This window comes from Listeria sp. SHR_NRA_18, from assembly GCF_003856515.1.
Lineage (GTDB): Bacteria > Bacillota > Bacilli > Lactobacillales > Listeriaceae > Listeria_A > Listeria_A newyorkensis.
On the sequence record NZ_QPKR01000005.1, the window covers coordinates 218,280 to 238,521 of the forward strand.

A 20,242-nucleotide genomic window follows, 5' to 3' on the forward strand; every position below is an offset into this window, starting at 1 on the left:
GGCTTTCGAGTGAGCAGACGATTAGAACGGGTTTTTATTTATATCGCGGCGGCTTGGCAGTTGTTGGACGGGTTGTTGACGGTTTTTGTGTATGGGCTGTTTATCAAACGGCAAGGATTGGATGTGGCGGGGCTTTCTGTGGCGCAAATGCGGGCGATGAAGGCGTTGTTTGGCAGTATTTTTAATTTTGTAGTGATTTTCGGGGTGTTGTTGATTTTACTCGGATTGCTGAATATTTATTTAGCGCGGAAGCATTGGAAAAATGGCGCGATTGGCTGGAAATTGCCGGTTTGGTTTTTAGTCTGCGGTGTATTTTCGTATTTTATTATGGATATGCCGAATATTTTCTTGTTTATGAGTGCAGGGATTATTGGCTTGGCGAAAAATAAAGGCATGCGAGCGCAGCAAAATAGTTTGATTGGGGAGGAAATGGGATGACAAAATTACATCCGAGGCCGCAGTTTGTGCGGAAGGATTGGGAGTTGCTTGACGGGAAATGGGCGTTTGCGTTTGATGATGCCGACGTTGGCTTGGCGCAGGATTGGTGTGCGCGTGTGCCATCGGAGCGTGTGATTGAAGTGCCGTTCACGTATGAAACGAAGGCGAGCGGGATTCACGATGAGTCGCATCACGCGGTCGTTTGGTATGAGCGGGAAGTCGAGATTACGACGGTGGAGAAGGACGTTTTGCTACATTTCGAAGGTTCGGATTATGCGACGACGGTTTGGGTGAATGGGAAAGTGGTTGGCGCGCATCAAGGGTGCTATACGGCGTTCGTTTTTAATATCACGGATTATGTGACGGCGGGGAAAAATCGGGTGACGGTTCGCGTGCAGGACAGCGTGGATACGGCGCAACCGCGTGGGAAACAGCGCTGGATCAAGGATAATTTCGGATGTTGGTACGTCCAGACGACGGGGATTTGGAAATCGGTGTGGCTGGAATACGTATCGCCGGTGCATATTGATTATGTGAAAATGACGCCAGATTTCGATGCTCGGAAAATCGATTTGGAAGTGGAAGCAAACGCTTGGCATGAAGGCGTGACGGCGCGCGCGACCATCCGATTTGACGGCGAACTCATTGAGGAAGTCAGCGCTATTTTAAAAGACGGCGTGGCGAATCTAAGTGCCTCTGTTTTGGCAAAAGGTGACCCGTGGAGCATGAAAGCTTGGAATACCGAGACGCCGAATCTATACGACATCACATTCACTTTAATGGAAGGAAATACCGTCGTCGATCGCGTAGAATCCTATTTTGGAATGCGAAAAATCGCGATTGAAGGCGAGAAAATTTTGCTAAATAACGAGGAATTATATCAGCGACTGATTCTTGATCAAGGCTACTGGCAAGACAGCGACCTGACACCACCATCTGTCGCGGCGCTCGAGCTTGATATCGACAAAATAATTGAGATGGGTTACAACGGCGTCCGCAAACATCAGAAAGTCGAGGATAATCGTTTCCTGTACTTGTGCGATAAGAAAGGCTTGCTCGTCTGGTCCGAAGTTGGCTCAACCTATAGTTTCAGCGATAAAGCGGTCGCTAATTTTACGGCGGAGTGGCTCGAAATTGTGAAGCAAAACTACAATCATCCGTCGATTATCACGTGGGTGCCGTTCAACGAGTCGTGGGGAATCGAGGATATTCATGGGAACAAGAAGCAGCAACAATTCACAGAAGGCATTTATTATCTGACTAAAAGTTTCGATGCGATGCGCCCAGTTGTGACGAATGATGGCTGGGATCACACGATTTCGGACATTATCACGCTACACGATTATGAGGAAAACGGTGAAACTTTCACGGAGCGTTATGCGGAACAGGAAAAGTTGTTAGCCAATGCGTTCCAACACAACGGTTTCCGCCATCCTTTTGCTAGCGGGTACGAAAATATCGGAAAACCGGTCATTATTTCCGAGTTTGGCGGCATTGCTTTCCAATCCGAATCGGGCTGGGGTTATGGCAATCAGGTGCAAGACGAGAAGGCATTTTTAGCCCGTTTTGAAAGCATCACGAGCGCGATTCAAGGTTTGGATTATATTTCCGGTTTTTGTTATACACAAGTCAGCGATGTGCAGCAGGAAATCAATGGCCTGCTGACGATTGACCGCCAAGATAAGGTGGATTTAACTGCGATTCGAGAGATTAACCAAAGACGTAAGAAATAATGCGTTTCCCATACAATTTTTAATAGGGCGTACTTATCATTTCTTTTCGAGCTGATTTCCTATATAATGGAGAGATACTACAGTAGGGACCTTGAATGAGGCTCGAAATGATTGGACGATGTGTATGTTTAAAAAAATGTTAAAATCCTATGACTATCCTCTTTTGGCGGTATACCTCATTGTGTGTATCTTTGGATTGATCATGGTCTATAGTTCGAGTATGTTTGTCGCGATTAATAAAGGCTGGGACCCGGCGACGTTCTATAACAGTCAATTGAAAAATTGGATTATATCGCTGGTTTTGCTGGTTTTCTTCGCGGTTTTCCCATATAAAATTCTTCAAAATAATAAAATGCTGATGCTGATCATGTTCGGATCGGTTGCGATGTTGCTACTCGTTTTGGTGTTTGGTGACTCGGCGAACAATGCGCAAAGTTGGCTAGCAATGGGGCCAATTCGGATTCAGCCTTCTGAGTTTATTAAAGTGTCGATGATTATTTACATGGCGGCGGTTTACTCGAAAAAGCAGCGGTACATTGATGATTTTAACCGTGGTGTTTTGCCGCCTGTCCTGTTTCTAGTCGTGATTTGTTTCTTGATATTGCTTCAACCAGACATCGGGACAGCGGCGATTATTTTTCTAACAGGTTGCGGAATTATTATGGCATCGGGTATGCGACTGAAAACAATCTTGAAATTAGTCGGACTAGGATTGCTGATTTTAGCGGTCTTATGCATCGTTGTTTTCTTATTGCCAGAGGACATCCGTTCGAAGCTGATTACGACGAAGCGAATTGGACGGATTACCAGTTTTCAAAATCCATTTACCGATCATGGCGCGAGCGGGTATCAGCTGGTCAACTCGTTTTACGCGATCGGTTCTGGTGGTTTCTTCGGACAAGGGCTTGGTGAAAGCGTGCAGAAATTGGGCTATTTGCCGGAACCGCATACCGATTTCATTATCGCGATTATCGCGGAAGAACTTGGCTTTTTCGGTATTTTGATTACGGTCGGTGGGATTTTCTTCATCGTCTTGCGCTCGATTACAAACGGGATGCGTCTGAACGATTCGTTCGGTTCCTTGCTCTGTTACGGGACGGCGACGCTCATTGGGATTCAGGCGTTTATTAATTTAGGCGGCGCGACGGGGATGATTCCGCTTACCGGGGTGACGCTACCGTTCACGAGTTTCGGCGGCTCGTCGCTCATGTCGATGTCAATTTTGGTGGGAATTGTGCTGAACGTGTCGATGATGAATAAATTTCAAAAGAATTACGGCTCGGAAAAGGATTTGGCGAAACCTAGGAAACCGGTACAGCCACGAACACAGAGGTAAGGATAGGAGAAACGGGCTGAGGGTTTGCGGCTCGTTTTTTTCTGCTATCGAGTATCAGATATACGACATTTCCGATGATTTGTAGTATATCTGATACCTTGTGTCGAATCTTTGGACTCATCACGGTTAAACATTGATATCACTCACTTCACGCCCCGAACTCGAACATTTTTTGCGAAAATCAGCTAAAACAATTTACATCTGGGGTACTTTAATACTATAATTGTCTGATATACCGTTTTTCTCCATGACGGTAATAATGTTAGCAGCTATGTAGATAGAAAAATTAGGTAGTGTAGGTTAGGAGGAAAAAAAATGAACAACATTAAAAAGGTATTAGTTGCCAATCGTGGCGAGATCGCGATTCGCGTACTTCGGGCGTGTACGGAACTAAACATTAAGACAGTGGCGATTTATTCGCAAGAGGATACGGCGGCGTTTCACCGTTATAAGGCGGATGAGGCTTACCTCGTAGGGGAAGGGAAAAAACCGATCGATGCGTATCTGGATATCGATAATATTATCGAGATTGCCAAGATAGCCAATGTTGACGCGATTCACCCTGGTTATGGCTTTTTGTCGGAAAATATCGACTTTGCCAAGCGTTGTGAAAAAGAAGGCATCATTTTTGTAGGACCTAAATCGAAACACCTAGACATGTTCGGTGATAAAATTAAAGCAAAAGAACAAGCTTTACTTGCCGACATCCCAGTTATCCCAGGTAGTAATGGACCTGTGGCAAACGCGGAAGAAGTAGCTGCATTCGGAGAAAAACACGGTTATCCGTTGATGGTAAAAGCTTCTCTTGGCGGCGGCGGACGTGGTATGCGTGTCGTTCAAGGACCGGCGGACGTGAAGGACGCATTTGAACGTGCGGGATCAGAAGCAAAAGCGGCTTTTGGGAATGATGAAGTGTATGTTGAGAAATGCGTTGTGAATCCGAAGCATATTGAAGTGCAGATTTTAGGGGATTCTCACGGCAATATCGTCCATTTATTTGAACGTGATTGCTCGGTGCAACGTCGTCACCAAAAAGTAGTGGAAGTCGCACCATGTAATGCGATTACATCCGATTTGCGCCAGCGTATTTGTGATGCTGCCGTGAAATTAATGAAGAACGTCGATTATTTAAACGCTGGAACGGTCGAATTTTTAGTTGCTGGCGAAGAGTTTTATTTCATTGAAGTCAATCCGCGTGTTCAGGTGGAGCACACGATTACCGAGATGATTACAGGGATTGATATCGTTCAGTCGCAACTGTTTATCGCAGATGGTTGTTCGATGCATGACCAGATCGTGGGTATTCCGCAACAAGAAGAGATTCGTATCAACGGTTCGGCGATTCAATGTCGGATTACGACGGAAGATCCTTTGAATAACTTTATGCCAGATACTGGTCGTATTAATACATACCGCTCAACTGGTGGTTTTGGAGTGCGTCTTGATGCTGGGAATGGTTTCCAAGGTACGATCGTGACGCCGTTTTACGATTCTTTACTTGTAAAATTATGTACGTGGGGCATGACGTTTGAACAAGCGTGTCGCAAAATGATTCGTAACTTGATTGAGTTCCGGATTCGTGGCGTGAAAACGAATATTCCGTTCTTGTTAAACGTGGTACAACATCCTGATTTCATTAGCGGAAACTACAATACATCGTTCATCGATTCGACGCCTGAATTGTTCGATTTCCCGAAAGTGCGTGACCGCGGTACGAAGACGCTTCGCTACATCAGTAATGTGACGGTGAACGGCTTCCCAGGCATTAAACATCGCGAAAAACTGGTCTATGATGATCTGCGCATTCCGAAGATTCCTTTCGACGCAAAAATCGAGCCAGGAACGAAACAAATTTTGGATGCAAAAGGTCCTGCGGGAATCGTGGAATGGGTCAAATCGCAAAATGAGGTCTTGTTGACCGATACGACATTACGTGATGCGCATCAATCATTACTAGCGACACGCGTTCGTTCGAAAGACATTTTCCAAATTGCTGATCCGATGGCGCATTTATTGCCGAACATGTTCTCGTTTGAAATGTGGGGCGGGGCAACGTTTGATACGGCTTACCGATTCTTGAATGAGGATCCATGGGTGCGTCTGGAAACATTGCGTAAACAAATTCCAAACGTGATGTTCCAAATGTTATTACGTGGCGCGAACGCTGTTGGCTACAAAAATTATCCGGATAACGTGATTCGTGAATTCGTGAAGCAGTCCGCGCAAAGTGGCGTCGATGTGTTCCGTATTTTTGATAGCTTGAACTGGTTGAAAGGCATGGAAGTGTCGATTGAGGCGGTTCGTGATGCTGGTAAAGTCGTGGAAGCAGCGATTTGTTATACGGGCGATATTGAAGATGCCACGCGTACAAAATATAACGTGGATTACTATAAAGATATGGCGAAAGAGCTTGTGGCGCAAGGTACGGATATCTTAGCGATTAAAGATATGGCTGGACTTTTGAAACCACAAGCGGCGTATCGTCTTGTGAGCGAACTGAAAGACACGATTGATGTGCCGATTCACTTACACACGCATGACACGAGTGGTAACGGGATTTATACGTATGCGGCGGCGGTTAGTGCGGGCGTGGACATTGTCGACGTATCATCAAGCGCGATGAGTGGCGCGACGTCTCAACCGAGCATGACTGGGCTTTACTACGGTCTTGAAAACGGAAAACGTCAAACGATTCTCAATGCGCATAATTCGCAAATCATCAACCATTACTGGGAAGATGTTCGTAAATACTACAAAGACTTTGATAACGCGCTGAACTCACCGCAAACCGAGGTCTATATCCACGAGATGCCGGGTGGTCAGTATACGAACTTGCAACAACAAGCCAAAGCAGTGGGCTTAGGCGATCGTTGGGATGAAGTGAAAGACACGTACGCGGTCGTAAATGAAATGTTCGGCGACATCGTGAAAGTAACACCATCCTCGAAAGTAGTCGGCGATATGGCGCTGTTCATGGTACAAAACGACCTTACAGAACAAGATGTATACGATAAAGGCGAAACGCTAGATTTCCCAGATTCGATTATCGAGTTCTTTATGGGCGAGATTGGCCAACCGTACGGCGGATTCCCAGAGAAGCTGCAAAAACTTGTTTTGAAGGGCCGCACACCTTTGACAGAACGTCCAGGTGCTTTGATGGAGCCAGTTGATTTTGAGGCAGTTCGCGCAGAGCTTGCTGGGAAAATGACGACGGGTGAGCCGACGGACCACGATGTGATGTCTTATATTCTATATCCGAAAGTGTTCCTAGATTACTTGACGATGATTGAGAAATATGGTGATGTGACGGTGCTTGATACGCCGACTTTCTTTAAAGGTATGCGTTTAGGCGAGACGGTGGAAGTGGAGCTTGAAAAAGGTAAAACGCTGATTATCAAGTTAAACTCAATCGGAGAACCAATCGCAGACGGCACACGCGTGATTTACTTCGAGCTAAACGGTCAACCGCGTGAAATCTCCGTACAAGACTTTAACGTCCAATCAACCGTTGTGACACGTCGCAAGATTGATACGACGAATCCAGAACATGTCGGAGCAACCATGACAGGTTCCGTGATTAAGATTGTCGCTGAGAAAGGCCAAGAAGTGAAGAAAGGCGATCCACTTCTAATCACCGAAGCGATGAAAATGGAAACAACAATCCAAGCCCCATTCGACGGCAAAGTCAACGCGATTTTCGTCACAGACGGCGATGTAATTGAATCAGCTGACCTATTAATGGAAGTAGGCCGTGTCTAACACATAGAACGCAGAGGGAAAAGTCGGGATATCCAAACGCCCGACTTTTTCCATTTTTGAAAGGGAGAATTCAGATGCCATTAAAAAAAATAATTACGGCTTTAAGTCTAGCCATCGTCCTCGTTTTAGCAGGCTGCGGAGCACAAACGACATCTGAGAAAACGGCACAAAAACCGGAATACATAGCAACAGACGCGACGGGCGCCAAAATGGAGCTCAGCGCGAAACCGAAAAAAATCGTGTCCTTGATTCCCAGCAATACCGAAATTTTATACCGTCTCGGGCTCGGTGAAAACGTGGTAGGTGTGACATCGAGCGACGATTATCCAGCTGCGGTCAAAAAAGTTCCCGTCGTTGCAACAACAGAAATCAACGTTGAGAAAATCATCGGTATGAAACCCGACCTCGTTCTTGGTCACGCCTCTATCATGAGCTACAATAAAGACGCCTACGATCAAATCAAACAAGCCAATATCCCGCTGTTCGTCGTAGAAGATGCGCAGAACTTCGACGCAGCCTACAAAACATTCACCCAAATTGGCGACCTCACCGGCACGACGAAAGAAGCCGAAAAACTAGTATCATCCATGCAAGAAACCGATAAAACGATACGCAAAGAAGCCAAGCAACAAGTCAAAACGAAAGCGAAAGTATGGCTAGAAATCAGTCCAGACCTCTACACAGCCGGCCAAGACACGTTCATCAACGAAATGCTCACCAACATCCAAGCAACGAACATCGTCTCCGAAAAAGGCTACCCGCAATACAGCGAAGAGCAAGTCATCCAAGCCGCGCCCGACGTCATCATCACGATTTACCCCAATGCCAAACAAGAAATCGCCAAGCGCTCCGCATGGAAAAACATCCCGGCTGTAAAAAATAATCGCATCTACGAAATCGATCCATCCATTGTAAGTCGCCCAGGACCACGCCTCATAGAAGGACAAGAAGCCTTATTCGAAGCCATCTATCCAAAATAAATCCGCGTAAAATACAGATCTTACTTTACAAATGCCCACTTTTGAGGTAATTTAACATAAGGTGGGTTTTTACTATTTTTCAAATAGCTCACCGCCAATACGTAGAAACAGACCTACATTTACGGAAGAATCGACTAAAAAGCAGCCCAGAAAAACAAACCAGAAACGCGTAAACGACATCATTATGTACCTTTTTCTAAGAACAAGGGGTGGAGCCTATACGACATGGAGCAAGCGATTTTCGGTTACTAAACTAGCTAACCGCATTATTATTCCGGAAAGAAGTGTTTTTGTGAAACAAGTAGTAGAAGTCCTAAAAGAACAATTTAAGTACGCGCCAATGATTTTTCGAATTGCGCGTTATGAAGATAAAGCGACGTATCAAAGCCATTACCTAGGCCTTGCGTGGCAAATTTTAAACCCATTAATTCAAGTTGCGATTTACTACTTTGTATTCGGATTCGCGATGCGTGGTAGATCAGGCGTGGAAGGCGCGAGCTACATCGAGTGGATGCTAGCTGGCATCATCCCCTGGTTCTTCATCAGCGCGGTTATATTACAAGGGGCAAATAGCATTTTCAATAAGATTCATCTCGTTTCTAAGATGAAATTCCCGATGAGCGTCATGCCAAACATTACAATCGTATCGAATTTGACGAGTTACGTCACGATGATGATCATCTTTTTTGCGCTACTTTTCATAAAAGGCGCACCAGTTTCGATGTATTGGGCCCAGTTTTTCTACTATTTTGTGGCGATGATTGCGTTCCTTTTCAGTGTGACGTTACTAAATGCCACGATCAGCGTGCTTGTACGTGACTACTATGTCATGCTGCAATCCGTTCTGCGCGTCCTCTTTTACGTGTCAGGCGTCGTCTGGAACTTGAATACGATGCTACCAGGCTGGGTTGTAGACCTTTTGAAACTAAACCCAATCGTCTACATTATCGAAGGATTCCGAGACAGTTTTGTCGGGCATAAAGGCTTTTGGCAAGAACCGTCCTACACGGTCTACTTTTGGCTGATCACGCTCGTTTGCCTCTATGTCGGATCCGTATTACACATGAAATTCCGCGAACGCTTCGTGGATTATTTATAGGGGGTAAGGACAAATGGGAAAAAATATCAAAGTAGCATTCAAACATGTGTCCAAAGAATACGACCTCTATCAAAATAAATCCGATAAAATCAAAGGCCTATTCTTGCCTAAAAGTAAACAAATGCAATCCTTCTGGGCACTGCGCGACGTCAATTTCAACATTTATGACGGCGAAACAGTGGGACTAATCGGTATCAACGGCTCCGGAAAATCAACCATTTCCAACATCATGTCCGGCGTTATCCCGCCAACCCAAGGCGAAGTAGTCATTAACGGTGAAACATCGCTCATCGCCATCGCAGTCGGTTTAAAAGGCCCGCTGACCGGTTACGAGAACGTCCGCTTAAAACTACTCATGCACGGCTTGAAAACATCCGAAATTGATGCCCTCATGCCAAGCATCATTGATTTCGCCGATATTGGCGACTTCATGAATCAACCAATCAAAAACTACTCTAGCGGTATGCGCTCCCGACTAGGTTTTGCGATTTCGGTTCACACCGATCCAGATATCCTCGTTATCGATGAAGCACTATCCGTAGGTGACCAGACGTTTTACAAGAAATGCGTCGATAAAATCACCGAATTTAAAGAAGCCGGCCGCACCATCGTGTTCGTCAGCCATTCCTTGGGCCAAATGAAGAGCCTGTGTGACCGGATTATCTGGATGCACTACGGCCAAATCCGCGAAATGGGACAAGCCCAAGAAGTAGCCGACAAATACGACGAGTTCGTACGCTGGTTCAACGGCCAATCCAAGTCCTACAAAAAAGAATACCAAGACGACTTCAAACGCAAACAGAAACGTCCACAGAAAGTCATCTACCCGAATCCAAGCGCGAATAAATACCGACTTACTTGGTTCGACAAAATCGCGCTGACGGTGCTCATTGCGCTGGCGATATTCTTTGGATACTGCGTTGGAACCGGGCAATCGGTGCTTGGCATGTTCAAGGCGAGCGATGACGGGAAACCAGTAGTGACCGAGACGGTGAATGTGGTAAGTAAGACCAAACAGCTTTATTAGTTCATGAAGAAATAGTATAATGAAAGCAGACAGTTAAATATTAGGCTGTCTGCTTTTTTGAGAGAGCGTATTTGAAGGGGAGAAATCAATGAAAAAAATAGCAGTACTTGGCAGTTGTGCCACACGAGATAACTTTAATTCCATTTTCAATGCTGATTATAAGAAGAAATTCGAATGTGTTCTCATGCAAAATCAGAGTTCTATCATTTCCATGGCATCTAAAAAAAGAGAGAACCCAGTAGTGCCAGAGGACGATTTTTCAGAATATGATGAGTGGTGCGTTAGATCCGATTTCACAAAAGAATTTTTCGACCATTTAGCGAAACTTCAACCAGATACGATTATAGTGGATTTGTTTGGAGATGCTCATTTTGGTGTGTTAGAAGTAGAGCCAGGTGAATACGTGTCGAATAATCGCTGGAAACTGTGGCGAACGGCATATTATAAAGATGTATTAAAAGGTAAAGCCGAGGAGCTATCCATTGATAAAGACCGCGAGCAATATATGGAACTTTGGAAAAAATCATGGGATATCGTTCTTGATAAGTTAAAAAAAGCATCACCTAAGAGCAAGATCATTCTTCATAAAATCCAGAATGTGAAGGAATATTATAATTTTGATGATAACAAATTTGATATTGCGACTTCTGGTAAGGTGAAGAATGTTAATGTGGATTATTATAATGAAATGTTGAATGAGATGTATGATTACATCAGGAAAAATGACAGATCGATTAAAATCATTGATCTGTTCAAAAAAAATAAAGAATTTTTAAGTTTTGATGAACATCCCTGGGGGCTTTTTTATGTGCACTACACAATGGACTACTATCCCTTGTTTATGAATAAGTTAATCGAGATCGAGAAAAATAACAGATGGTATCAATTCTTCCAGAAAAAAAAGAAGCAAGCCGATTGATATTTACAATAAAAGTGGTGGAGATAAATAAAAAAGGAATCTTTGTAATGCCATGTATTCTCTAAAGTTAGGTTATTAAATCTAACTTTAGGGCGTATGAGAAGGCGTAAATAAAAAGTTCCGTTTATCTTGCATGCTATAGACTTTTTCTTCTATTTGATTGTATAGAACTGTTAAATAAATGTATATTCATACATATTATGATTGCGCTTTCTTTTTGGCTGTGTTAAAGTTAATTAGAACACAATACTAAAAAGGGAGAGGCGCTTAATGAAAAAAATATCAAAAATATTTGTGTTACTACTTGTATTTGTAATTTCTTTTGCAAATATAAACTGGAGTACTGAAAATGCAAATGCAGCACCTGCTAAAACGTATGAAAATCTTTACAATGAAGCGAAGAAGCACCTAGGAAAATCCTATACATGGGGAGGTAATGGACCAAATACATTTGATTGTTCTGGTTATACCAAATATGTTTTCCAGAATGGAATTGGGGTTTCTATACCAAGGACTTCAGGAGGACAATACAGTGCGTCTACTAAAATCTCAAGATCACAAGCTAAACAGGGAGATTTAGTGTTTTTTGATTACGGAAGTGGAATTGCTCATGTCGGAATATACATAGGCAATAATCAGATGATAAACGCTCAGGACAATGGAGTAATGATTGATAATTTAAATAATTCCTTCTGGAGCAGATATATAGTTGGCTTTGGTCGAATGACTAATTTAGAAGAACCTTCTAAGGGAAAGGAAACATTATACGCCAAAAATGATTTGTATATATTGAAGTCAGGAAATTGGAATAGCGGTACAGCCTTCACACTTGCTAAAGGATCTGCAGCTGTAATTGATTTTGATCGTACACAAAACGGATTTGTGCATGTGAAATCAGGAACTCAAGAGGGCTGGTATTCAGGAGCGATGGATCCTTATTGGTCAGAAACCAAAATTGTAAATGATAAAAAAGGGAAAAAGTGGCTGTATGCAAAGAATGATTTATATATATTGAAATCAGGAAGCTGGAGTAGCGGCTCGTCGTTTACTCTGAAAAAATATTATGCAGCATTAGTTGATTTTGATCGCACACAAAATGGATTTGTACATGTACAAGTGGGAGATCAAGAAGGCTGGTATTCCGGAGCTATAGACCCTTATTGGTATGAAGAAAAGCCAAACACTGAAAGTAAAGGGAAAATGACTTTATATGCAAAAAATGATTTGTATATTTTAAAATATGGGGATTGGAATAGCCAGTCTGCATTTACTTTAAAAGCAAATACACCAGCAGTAGTTGATTTTGACCGTACACAAAATGGATTTGTACATGTTAAATCTGGAACTCAAGAGGGCTGGTATTCAGGAGCAATGGATTCCTATTGGTCAGAAACAAAACTTGCAAATGAGGAGAAAGGGAAAAAATGGCTATATGCAAAAAATGATTTATTCATTTTAAAGTCCGGAAATTGGACTAGTGATTCATCATTTACTTTGAAGAAATATTATGCAGCATTAGTTGACTTTGATCGCACACAAAATGGATTTGTGCATGTACAGGTCGGAGATCAAGAGGGTTGGTACTCAGGTGCAATAGATCCTTATTGGTATGAAGAAAAGCCCAATGTAAGAACTCTATATGCAAAAAATGATTTGTATATCTTGAAATCTGGTGACTGGAATAGTCAAGTTGCATTTACTCTAAAAGCGAATACGCCGGCAGTAGTTGATTTTGAACGTACGCAAAATGGATTTGTTTATGTGAAATCTGGAAATCAAGAAGGTTGGTACTCGGGAGCCATAGATCCTTATTGGCTAACAGAAAATCCTAATGTCAATTTGAAAGGCAAGAAAACTTTGTATGCAAAGAGTGATTTGTATATTTTGAAATCTGGGAACTGGGACAGTGGATTGTCATTTACATTAAAAGCTTACTATGCTGCTATAGTTGACTTTGACCGTACGCAAAACGGATTTGTACACGTGCAGGCAGGAAATCAAGAAGGTTGGTATTCCGGAGCAATAGACCCTTACTGGTATACCGTCAGTCCTAACGCTGCGTATATATGTATGAAGGATGTAATATTCAGAGATGCACCTCAATGGGGGACAGGCCAAGCTGGAAGCCGTAAACAAGGTGAGCAAGTCAATGTTGTGGGTAAAGAAAATGGGTGGTTAAAGGTATCATTGTCAGGAGATATAGGCTATCTACCCGATGATGGGCAACACTTACAGAAAAAATAGGTGAAAATTAAGAATATCAAAAAGATATTTTATTTGAAACTAGAAGTTAACTGTGTTTTGTAGTTGCGGCAAGAAAACTTTTCGGGCTCGTTCAGGGTGGTAGAGTAGCTACCCTGAGCAAGTTCTTTTTTGACTTTCTGTAGATATGACAATATAAAAATGCGTCCCATTCAGTGGAACGCATTCTACTTAATTATTATTTTCGACATTAACTAGAAGAATTCTAAGAGTGAATTATTGCGATATTTGGAAGTAACTTAGTTTCATCCAGCCAACTTGACCATCATAATTAATTTTATAAAAGTCATTAGATGAAGATGTAACATTTACGACGACGGTCGCGTTGTTAGGGACTACTTTCACAACAGGGCTGTCCCAACTGGCATCCTTGCGCAAGTTAACAGTGCTACTAGCAGTATAATCTACTAGAACCGCTTTGTTTGAAAAATAATCTTTTTTCATCCATGCAGTACTATTTCCATAAGTTATTTTATAAAACCCGTTTACAGGTGTCGTATTATTTAAACTCACTTGTCCGCCTTCTGGAATTGAGAAACTAGTAGGGCTGTCCCAGCTTGGAGATTCTCTCGTATAGATTTCATTTTTTGCATAAAGTAGTTCGATTGTTGGTTGATCCGCAAAATAATCTTTTTTCATCCATCCAGTGGTGTTATTATAAGTGATTTGATAGAAGCCATTAGTAAGCGTTGAGTTATTTAAAGTTATTCTTTCACCAGCCGGAATCGTTATGGAGATGGGGCTGTCCCACATAGCATTTTTTCTAAGGTTTACAATATCTTTGGCATAGTAGGTTTCTAAAACAGGTGCACTTGAAAAGTATTCTTTTTTCATCCATCCAGTTTGATTATTGAATGTAATTTTGTAGAAGCCATTTGTCAAAGTCGTATTATTTAAGGAAACTTTTTCCCCAGTAGGTATTGTGACAGCAATTTCACTATCCCAAGTTGCAGATTTTCTTAAATTTATAGTGCTTTTTGCATAATTATCTTCTAAGACGCTGGTACTCGAAAAGTAATCCAATTTCATCCAACCAGTTTTCCCCTGATATGTTACTTTGTAAAATTGCTCTGAAGTTTTAGAATTAAGATCAATTGAAACAGAAGCTCCTTCAGGAATAGTAGTCACAATACTACTGTTCCAATTAGGCGTGGAGCGTAGGCTTATTGTAGATTTTGCATAATATACTTTATATACAGGAACAGTTAATTCATTGTATTTTTGCTGTATAAGCTCGAAAAATTGATTGAAATTATACCCCCATTTGTTAAAATAACCTACGGGATCGGTATGATTTGTTCCACCTAGAAATCTTGATACAGCATCATGAGACCAGACGGTTCCAATACCAGTATTATGTGCATTAACAGGGGTTATGCCATATTGTTTTAAAATATAGGCTGCATAGTAAGCATCATTATTTACAGATTTATAAAAATTTTCCTGTGTTTTTTCGCGTACGAGCTCAAATTGTACGAAATAAGGGTTTGCCTTGGCGCCAGCTCCCCAAACAGCATTTTCGGTTGGGTGTATTTGAATTATACGGTCTTTGTCAACAAAGGTATGGACAAATGCGTTCTCCCAGTTTTGAGTCATATAATTGATTTCACCAGTAATCGTGGAATTATCATTTGCAGTTTCGTGTATAACAACACCGCGTGGCTTTCCGTAACCATCTGCATAATTAAAGCGTGTAAAATTTTTAATCTGTTGTTCAATTACTGGATTACCATAATTCTTATCAATAATATACTGGTTGATATTTGAGATACTTCTTGCGCTCGTGTAAAAATCATGTTGTTCTTGGGTGGGCATAGTCTGTGCCTCAATCTTATCCACAGAATTTTGGTCAGACGGTGTATAAATCGATTCATCAATCCCTGTACGATTTAATATCTCGTTGGCGTCAATGATGTTATTTTCTTGAGTTTGATACGTCTGTTCTCCTGTTTGTGCATTTACAGCGATTGGAGTTAAAGAACAAAGTAAAAGGTTTGCTGTGATTAGCGTAACTATTTTTTTATTATTCAAACAAAAATCTCCTTCTTAAAAAAGTATATCTACTTAATAATTTTAACTCAAATAGATAGTGATGTATATGCTGATTTTTAACTATATCAGTGGATGTTGTAATATGATGTACCTATATAGAGTTTTGAGGAAGCGTATACACGTAATATGGGGAAATGTCTTTGCAACATAAACGATAGAAAAATATTATAAAAGACAGAGAGTATATGCATACCAATCAGAGAGAGACATGCTGAGAACATTGCCCCCTTGTCTTTTTTTCAATTCTATGAAATAATTTTAGTGTCGCTTTCTCTAAAAATCATTTGAAAACGACAAGCCAGTTTATTAAAAGTTAAAGGAGATGAAAATGAGAAAATCTTTAAAATTTGTCATTTTGGGAATACTGTGTGCTCTCTCTCTAAGTGTCGTGTTTTCTGTTGATTCTACACCAAAAGCTGCGACGGTGAGCACGTATTACTATGCCTTGAACGATATCAATTTACGTTCTAAGAGAGATTTTTCGGGATCCACTGTTATTACGGTTCCAAAGAATGATAAAATGACAGTTGTAGATGGTTCACAGGACGCAAATGGGTGGGTTCAGATTTCATATAAGACAAAAACAGGATACATGAAGATAAATTATATGACAATGCTTAATCCAAAGCTGAGCTATAGTGAGCTGTATGCTCCTAGCGCAATTAATTTGCGAGCGAGTCGAAGTTTTTCCGCCACGACAGTATTAACAATTCCTAAAAATAAGCCACTCTACGTAGAAGATAACACCCAAGATGCACAGGGCTGGGTTCGAATTATTTATGCTGGGAAAACGGGCTACATGAAAAAAACGTATCTTACAGAAACTGATCCAACTAAAACATATGGTGAGTATTATGCACCAAGTGTTATAAACCTTAGATCAGGGAGGACTTTTGATTCTGATATCACATACTCTATACCTAAGGGCAAAAAGCTATTAGTAGAGGATAAATCAGCTGATGTAAATGGTTGGGCAAGAGTATTGTATCAAGGCAAGACTGGATTTATGAAAACAAACTATTTTTCATTGACAGATCCAAGTAAAAGTTATGGTATTTATTATGCTCCGAGTATGATAAACCTCAGAGGTGGAAGAAGTTTTGATACAGCAGTTATAGCTAGTATCCCACAAAATGCTAGCTTTAACGTGGAAGATAACTCTTTAGATGCAAATGGTTGGGTGAAAATCATCATAGCTGGTGGCAAAGTCGGCTACATGAAAGAAGCTTACCTTTCTACCTTTGATCCAACACAAAACTACTCAGAGTTCTATGCTACGAGCAGTATAAATTTGCGAGGCGATAGAGATTATGGCTCACAAACATTAATTCAAATCCCTGCTAAGGCAAAACTATATGTGGAGAATGGATCAAGAGATTTAGATGGATGGGTAAAAATCGCGTATAAAGGTCGAATTGGTTATATGAAAGATGCTTACATCACAGCTAAAAATCCAAGCGCCACATATGCTGTTAAATATGCAGCAAGCGATATAAATCTCCGCCAATCTAGAACGTATACTTCACCGACTGTTGTAACAATTCCAACAGGTGCTAAAGTAGAGGTGGAGAATGGTAGTGTAGATGCGAATAACTGGGTGAAGATAATTTATTCAGGAACCGTTGGATATATGAATCAAACGTATCTTTCGAATACGGCATATCAACCTATCAGACAAAATTATAGAACAACATCGTATACTTCAACCTATAGCAATGCCTTATCTAAATTAATGGCGGGCAATCCGCAAACAGATAAGAAACCAGCTAATGCTTATATTAATGAAGATGTTATCAAGCTTACTGGAACCAATACGGGTATTGCTCTGAATGCAAATGGTCAAGTTAGGAATTCTGCAAGTAGTACAGGATTTGTACTTGGTAAGCTCAAGAATGCAGAATCAATTACAATTTTAAATACAGTTGTAGATGCTGGCGGAAAAAAATGGTACAAGTTTAATTTTAATCGTCAGTGGTTTAATGCAACTCAATCAGATGCGACATATTATTTAAACCCAAATAGTTTTTCGAAAAATACAGCTCCATATTTACAATTTTTGGTTTTATCTAAGCCGACTAATGTAGATATTAATGAAGTTAACCAAAAAATTCTTGCTGGCAAGGGAATCCTTGCTGATAAAGGTGCCAGCTTTAATCAAGCTGCAGTGTTATCTAATATTAATGAGATATATTTGATTTCACATGCTTTGTTAGAATCTGGTAATGGTAGTTCACAATTGGCGAATGGTGTAACAGTAAGTACAGTAGATGGATTACCAGTAACACCAAAAAAGGTGTATAACATGTATGGTATCGGAGCAATAGATAGTAATCCTTTAGTTGGTGGTTCAGAGTATGCCTATAAACAAGGCTGGGATACTCCTGAGAAAGCAATTATAGGTGGAGCAGCTTTTGTTGCACAAAATTATGTTTCTAAAGGTCAAGACACGCTTTATAAGATGAGATTTAACCCAGCTAATCCAGGTGTTCATTTATATGCTACGGATATTGGGTGGGCTTTGAAACAAACATCAGGAATGCAGAGACTATATGATCAGCTGTCTAGTTACACACAAGATTTTGATATACCAAAATATAAATAAAATAGTAGAAAAACAGGACATTTGTATCGGTAAATGTCCTGTTTTTCTACCTTTAGGAAATGTTAGGAGAATCAAATAAAAATGCGATGTTCACCTAGAAATATTTACAAATGATTGCAGTAGCTTGTTTTTTTTGTTATATTTAGAGACAGTGGAGTTTTTGAAAAGGAAGTGGATAGATTAACATGTTAAACCGCAAGAGGATGTTAAGTGCAGTAGTGCTACTAATAAGCAGTATCCTGTTATTAAATTATTATTTGGCCAGTTTTAAAGTACCGATTGTTTGGCTGATTTTTGTTATTTTGTTAGGTATTCTCTTTATAAGAAATGTGAAAAATATCCAAATTACATGGTCACGTTTAGTTGTTTCTGGAGTTATAAGTTGTTTTTGGATGGTATCATCGTATAACGGAGGTCCATATGGTGGGAACCTGTTCTTGGATATCATTATAGTTGTAGGGACTTTCTATTCAATTTCGGCATTTACCTTTTTATTAATACAAGAGCTAAATACTGGCTACAGAGTGTCAAAGAAAACTACAAAAATTTCATGGTTCGCAATTTATACAGTAGTGCCACTCCTAATTTGGACATTATGTTTATTAGCCTATTATCCTGCAAAGATGACATTTGATTCGTATTTTCAGTGGGCAATGGCACATGGGGTTAGGCACTATAATGAGTGGCACCCAATGCTACATACGCTTTGGATTGAAGCGACGACGAAAATATACAACTCGCCATCAAGTTATATTTTTTCCCAAATTTTAGTTAGTTCGCTCATAGTTGGATATGCAATTTATACATTAGTTAAATTGGGGATGCCAAGATGGTTAGGAGTTCTTATTTCAGTCGGCTATGCTATATACCCTGTAGCGATGATTTATTCAGCAACAATGTGGAAAGACATACCATTTGCTGCTTTCATATTATTATTCATTACTTTATTATTACAAATCTTGAAATCAGATGGAGCTTGGTTAAGAAACTGGTGGCATATATTGATACTTATCATAGTGTCATTTATAACTATCAATTTGCGTAACAATGGTATTATTATTGTTATTGCTTCGTTATTGTTACTGATTGTTTTCATGAAAAATTATCGTATAAAGCTTAGTATAGTATTTATTATGGTGATAGGCCTAAATTTTGTATTCAGTCTGTTTTTATCAAATGTGTTGCAGGCACAGAAAAGTCCTTTGAATCAAGCCTTGGCAATTCCTTCGCAGCAAATTGCAGCTACCTTTAAAAATAACGGTCAGTTTACGCCAGAGCTAAAAGAATATTTTACATCCATTTTACCAGAAGAAAATTGGAAGAAGGACTACAATCCATACAGTGTGGATCCGATTAAACATGACGCGGCATATAATAGCACAGTTATTGATGATGATTTTGGTTTATATATCAAAAACTGGTTTAAGTTATTGACGCATAATTTCGGAATATATGTAAATGCATATTTAGACCAAGTAGCAGTTATTTGGCAGTTTTATTCACCAGAAGGGTATAAAGTATACTTTGATACGCCTGTTGCAATACAAGATATGCCTTATGATATTCGAGTTTTTGCAAGATCCTTTGGAAAAAACTTAACAGAAGCAGAGATAAATAAAAAAGGTTATGAAGTCTACAAAGAAGAATATTCAAGGGCTACTGGAAAGCAAACTGTGAGTTTCACTGAATATGAAAAACGTATTGAGAAATCGTCTAAATCATTGATTTCGATTAGTAAAGCATCAAAGATAAAAGAATTTACGGATTGGATATACGTAAAAACAACAACTGACTGGCAAAATTATTTACTGAAAGGTGCGATGCCGTTAGTACTCATTTTAATTGCTTTCGTATCAACTTTTTATCAGCGGAATAAGAAAATGCTTTTACTATTTGTACCCGCGATTCTTGTTGTCATGACAATCGCTATTGCAATGCCAGCAACAGATTTCAGATATTGTTACAGTTTTGTATTTGCTACGCCAATACTGCTTTTTGCTACCAAACTAAATGGAATAGATAATAAAGATTAGAG

11 protein-coding genes and 1 pseudogene are annotated in these 20,242 nt (G+C 40.5%); 11 read left to right on the forward strand and 1 reads right to left on the reverse strand.

Annotated features, from left to right (window positions below; all coding sequences use genetic code 11):
* Positions 1-9: 9 nt before the first annotated feature.
* The 9 genes and pseudogenes from DUK53_RS09650 to DUK53_RS17805 form a co-directional block, all read left to right on the forward strand.
* Positions 10-438 carry a hypothetical protein gene (locus tag DUK53_RS09650; protein ID WP_036090633.1) on the forward strand — a complete coding sequence of 143 codons (429 nt, stop codon included), beginning with the start codon at positions 10-12 and terminating at the stop codon, positions 436-438.
* Entirely contained in the window at positions 435-2,171 is a 1,737-nt protein-coding gene (locus DUK53_RS09655) for a glycoside hydrolase family 2 protein (protein WP_036133510.1), read from the forward strand. Before DUK53_RS09650 ends, DUK53_RS09655 begins: the two co-directional genes overlap by 4 nt.
* 124 nt (positions 2,172-2,295) lie before the next feature.
* A complete protein-coding gene (gene ftsW / locus DUK53_RS09660) occupies positions 2,296-3,507 on the forward strand; it encodes a putative lipid II flippase FtsW (RefSeq protein ID WP_103034904.1) in 1,212 nt (403 codons plus the stop codon).
* Positions 3,508-3,822: 315 nt separating this feature from the next.
* Positions 3,823-7,266 carry a pyruvate carboxylase gene (pyc, locus tag DUK53_RS09665; RefSeq protein ID WP_036133512.1) on the forward strand — a complete coding sequence of 1,148 codons (3,444 nt, stop codon included), beginning with the start codon at positions 3,823-3,825 and terminating at the stop codon, positions 7,264-7,266.
* 74 nt (positions 7,267-7,340) lie between these two features.
* On the forward strand, positions 7,341-8,246 hold the full coding sequence (locus DUK53_RS09670) for an ABC transporter substrate-binding protein (RefSeq protein ID WP_036133515.1): 906 nt from the start codon (positions 7,341-7,343) through the stop codon (positions 8,244-8,246).
* 292 nt (positions 8,247-8,538) lie between these two features.
* Complete coding sequence (locus DUK53_RS09675) at positions 8,539-9,345, forward strand: ABC transporter permease (protein ID WP_036133518.1); 807 nt, start codon at positions 8,539-8,541, stop codon at positions 9,343-9,345.
* Between the two features lie 13 nt (positions 9,346-9,358).
* Positions 9,359-10,372, forward strand: coding sequence for an ABC transporter ATP-binding protein (locus DUK53_RS09680; RefSeq protein ID WP_036133522.1), 1,014 nt, complete (start codon positions 9,359-9,361; stop codon positions 10,370-10,372).
* Positions 10,373-10,460: 88 nt separating this feature from the next.
* Positions 10,461-11,291 carry a DUF6270 domain-containing protein gene (locus DUK53_RS09685; protein ID WP_052165080.1) on the forward strand — a complete coding sequence of 277 codons (831 nt, stop codon included), beginning with the start codon at positions 10,461-10,463 and terminating at the stop codon, positions 11,289-11,291.
* A gap of 324 nt (positions 11,292-11,615) precedes the next feature.
* Positions 11,616-12,017 (forward strand): annotated as a pseudogene (locus DUK53_RS17805) (NlpC/P60 family protein); the annotation flags it as partial.
* Between the two features lie 1,752 nt (positions 12,018-13,769).
* Here the strand turns inward: DUK53_RS17805 and DUK53_RS09695 are convergent.
* Complete coding sequence (locus DUK53_RS09695) at positions 13,770-15,584, reverse strand: N-acetylmuramoyl-L-alanine amidase (protein ID WP_052165081.1); 1,815 nt, start codon at positions 15,582-15,584, stop codon at positions 13,770-13,772.
* Positions 15,585-15,933: 349 nt separating this feature from the next.
* Here DUK53_RS09695 and DUK53_RS09700 point away from each other — a divergent pair, with 349 nt between their 5' ends.
* Together DUK53_RS09700 and DUK53_RS09705 are read left to right on the forward strand one after the other, a co-directional pair.
* Positions 15,934-18,207, forward strand: coding sequence for an SH3 domain-containing protein (locus tag DUK53_RS09700; protein WP_124892710.1), 2,274 nt, complete (start codon positions 15,934-15,936; stop codon positions 18,205-18,207).
* Between the two features lie 203 nt (positions 18,208-18,410).
* Positions 18,411-20,240: a DUF6020 family protein gene (locus DUK53_RS09705; protein WP_236637293.1), complete on the forward strand. Its 1,830-nt coding sequence runs from the start codon at positions 18,411-18,413 to the stop codon at positions 20,238-20,240.
* Positions 20,241-20,242: the final 2 nt, after the last annotated feature.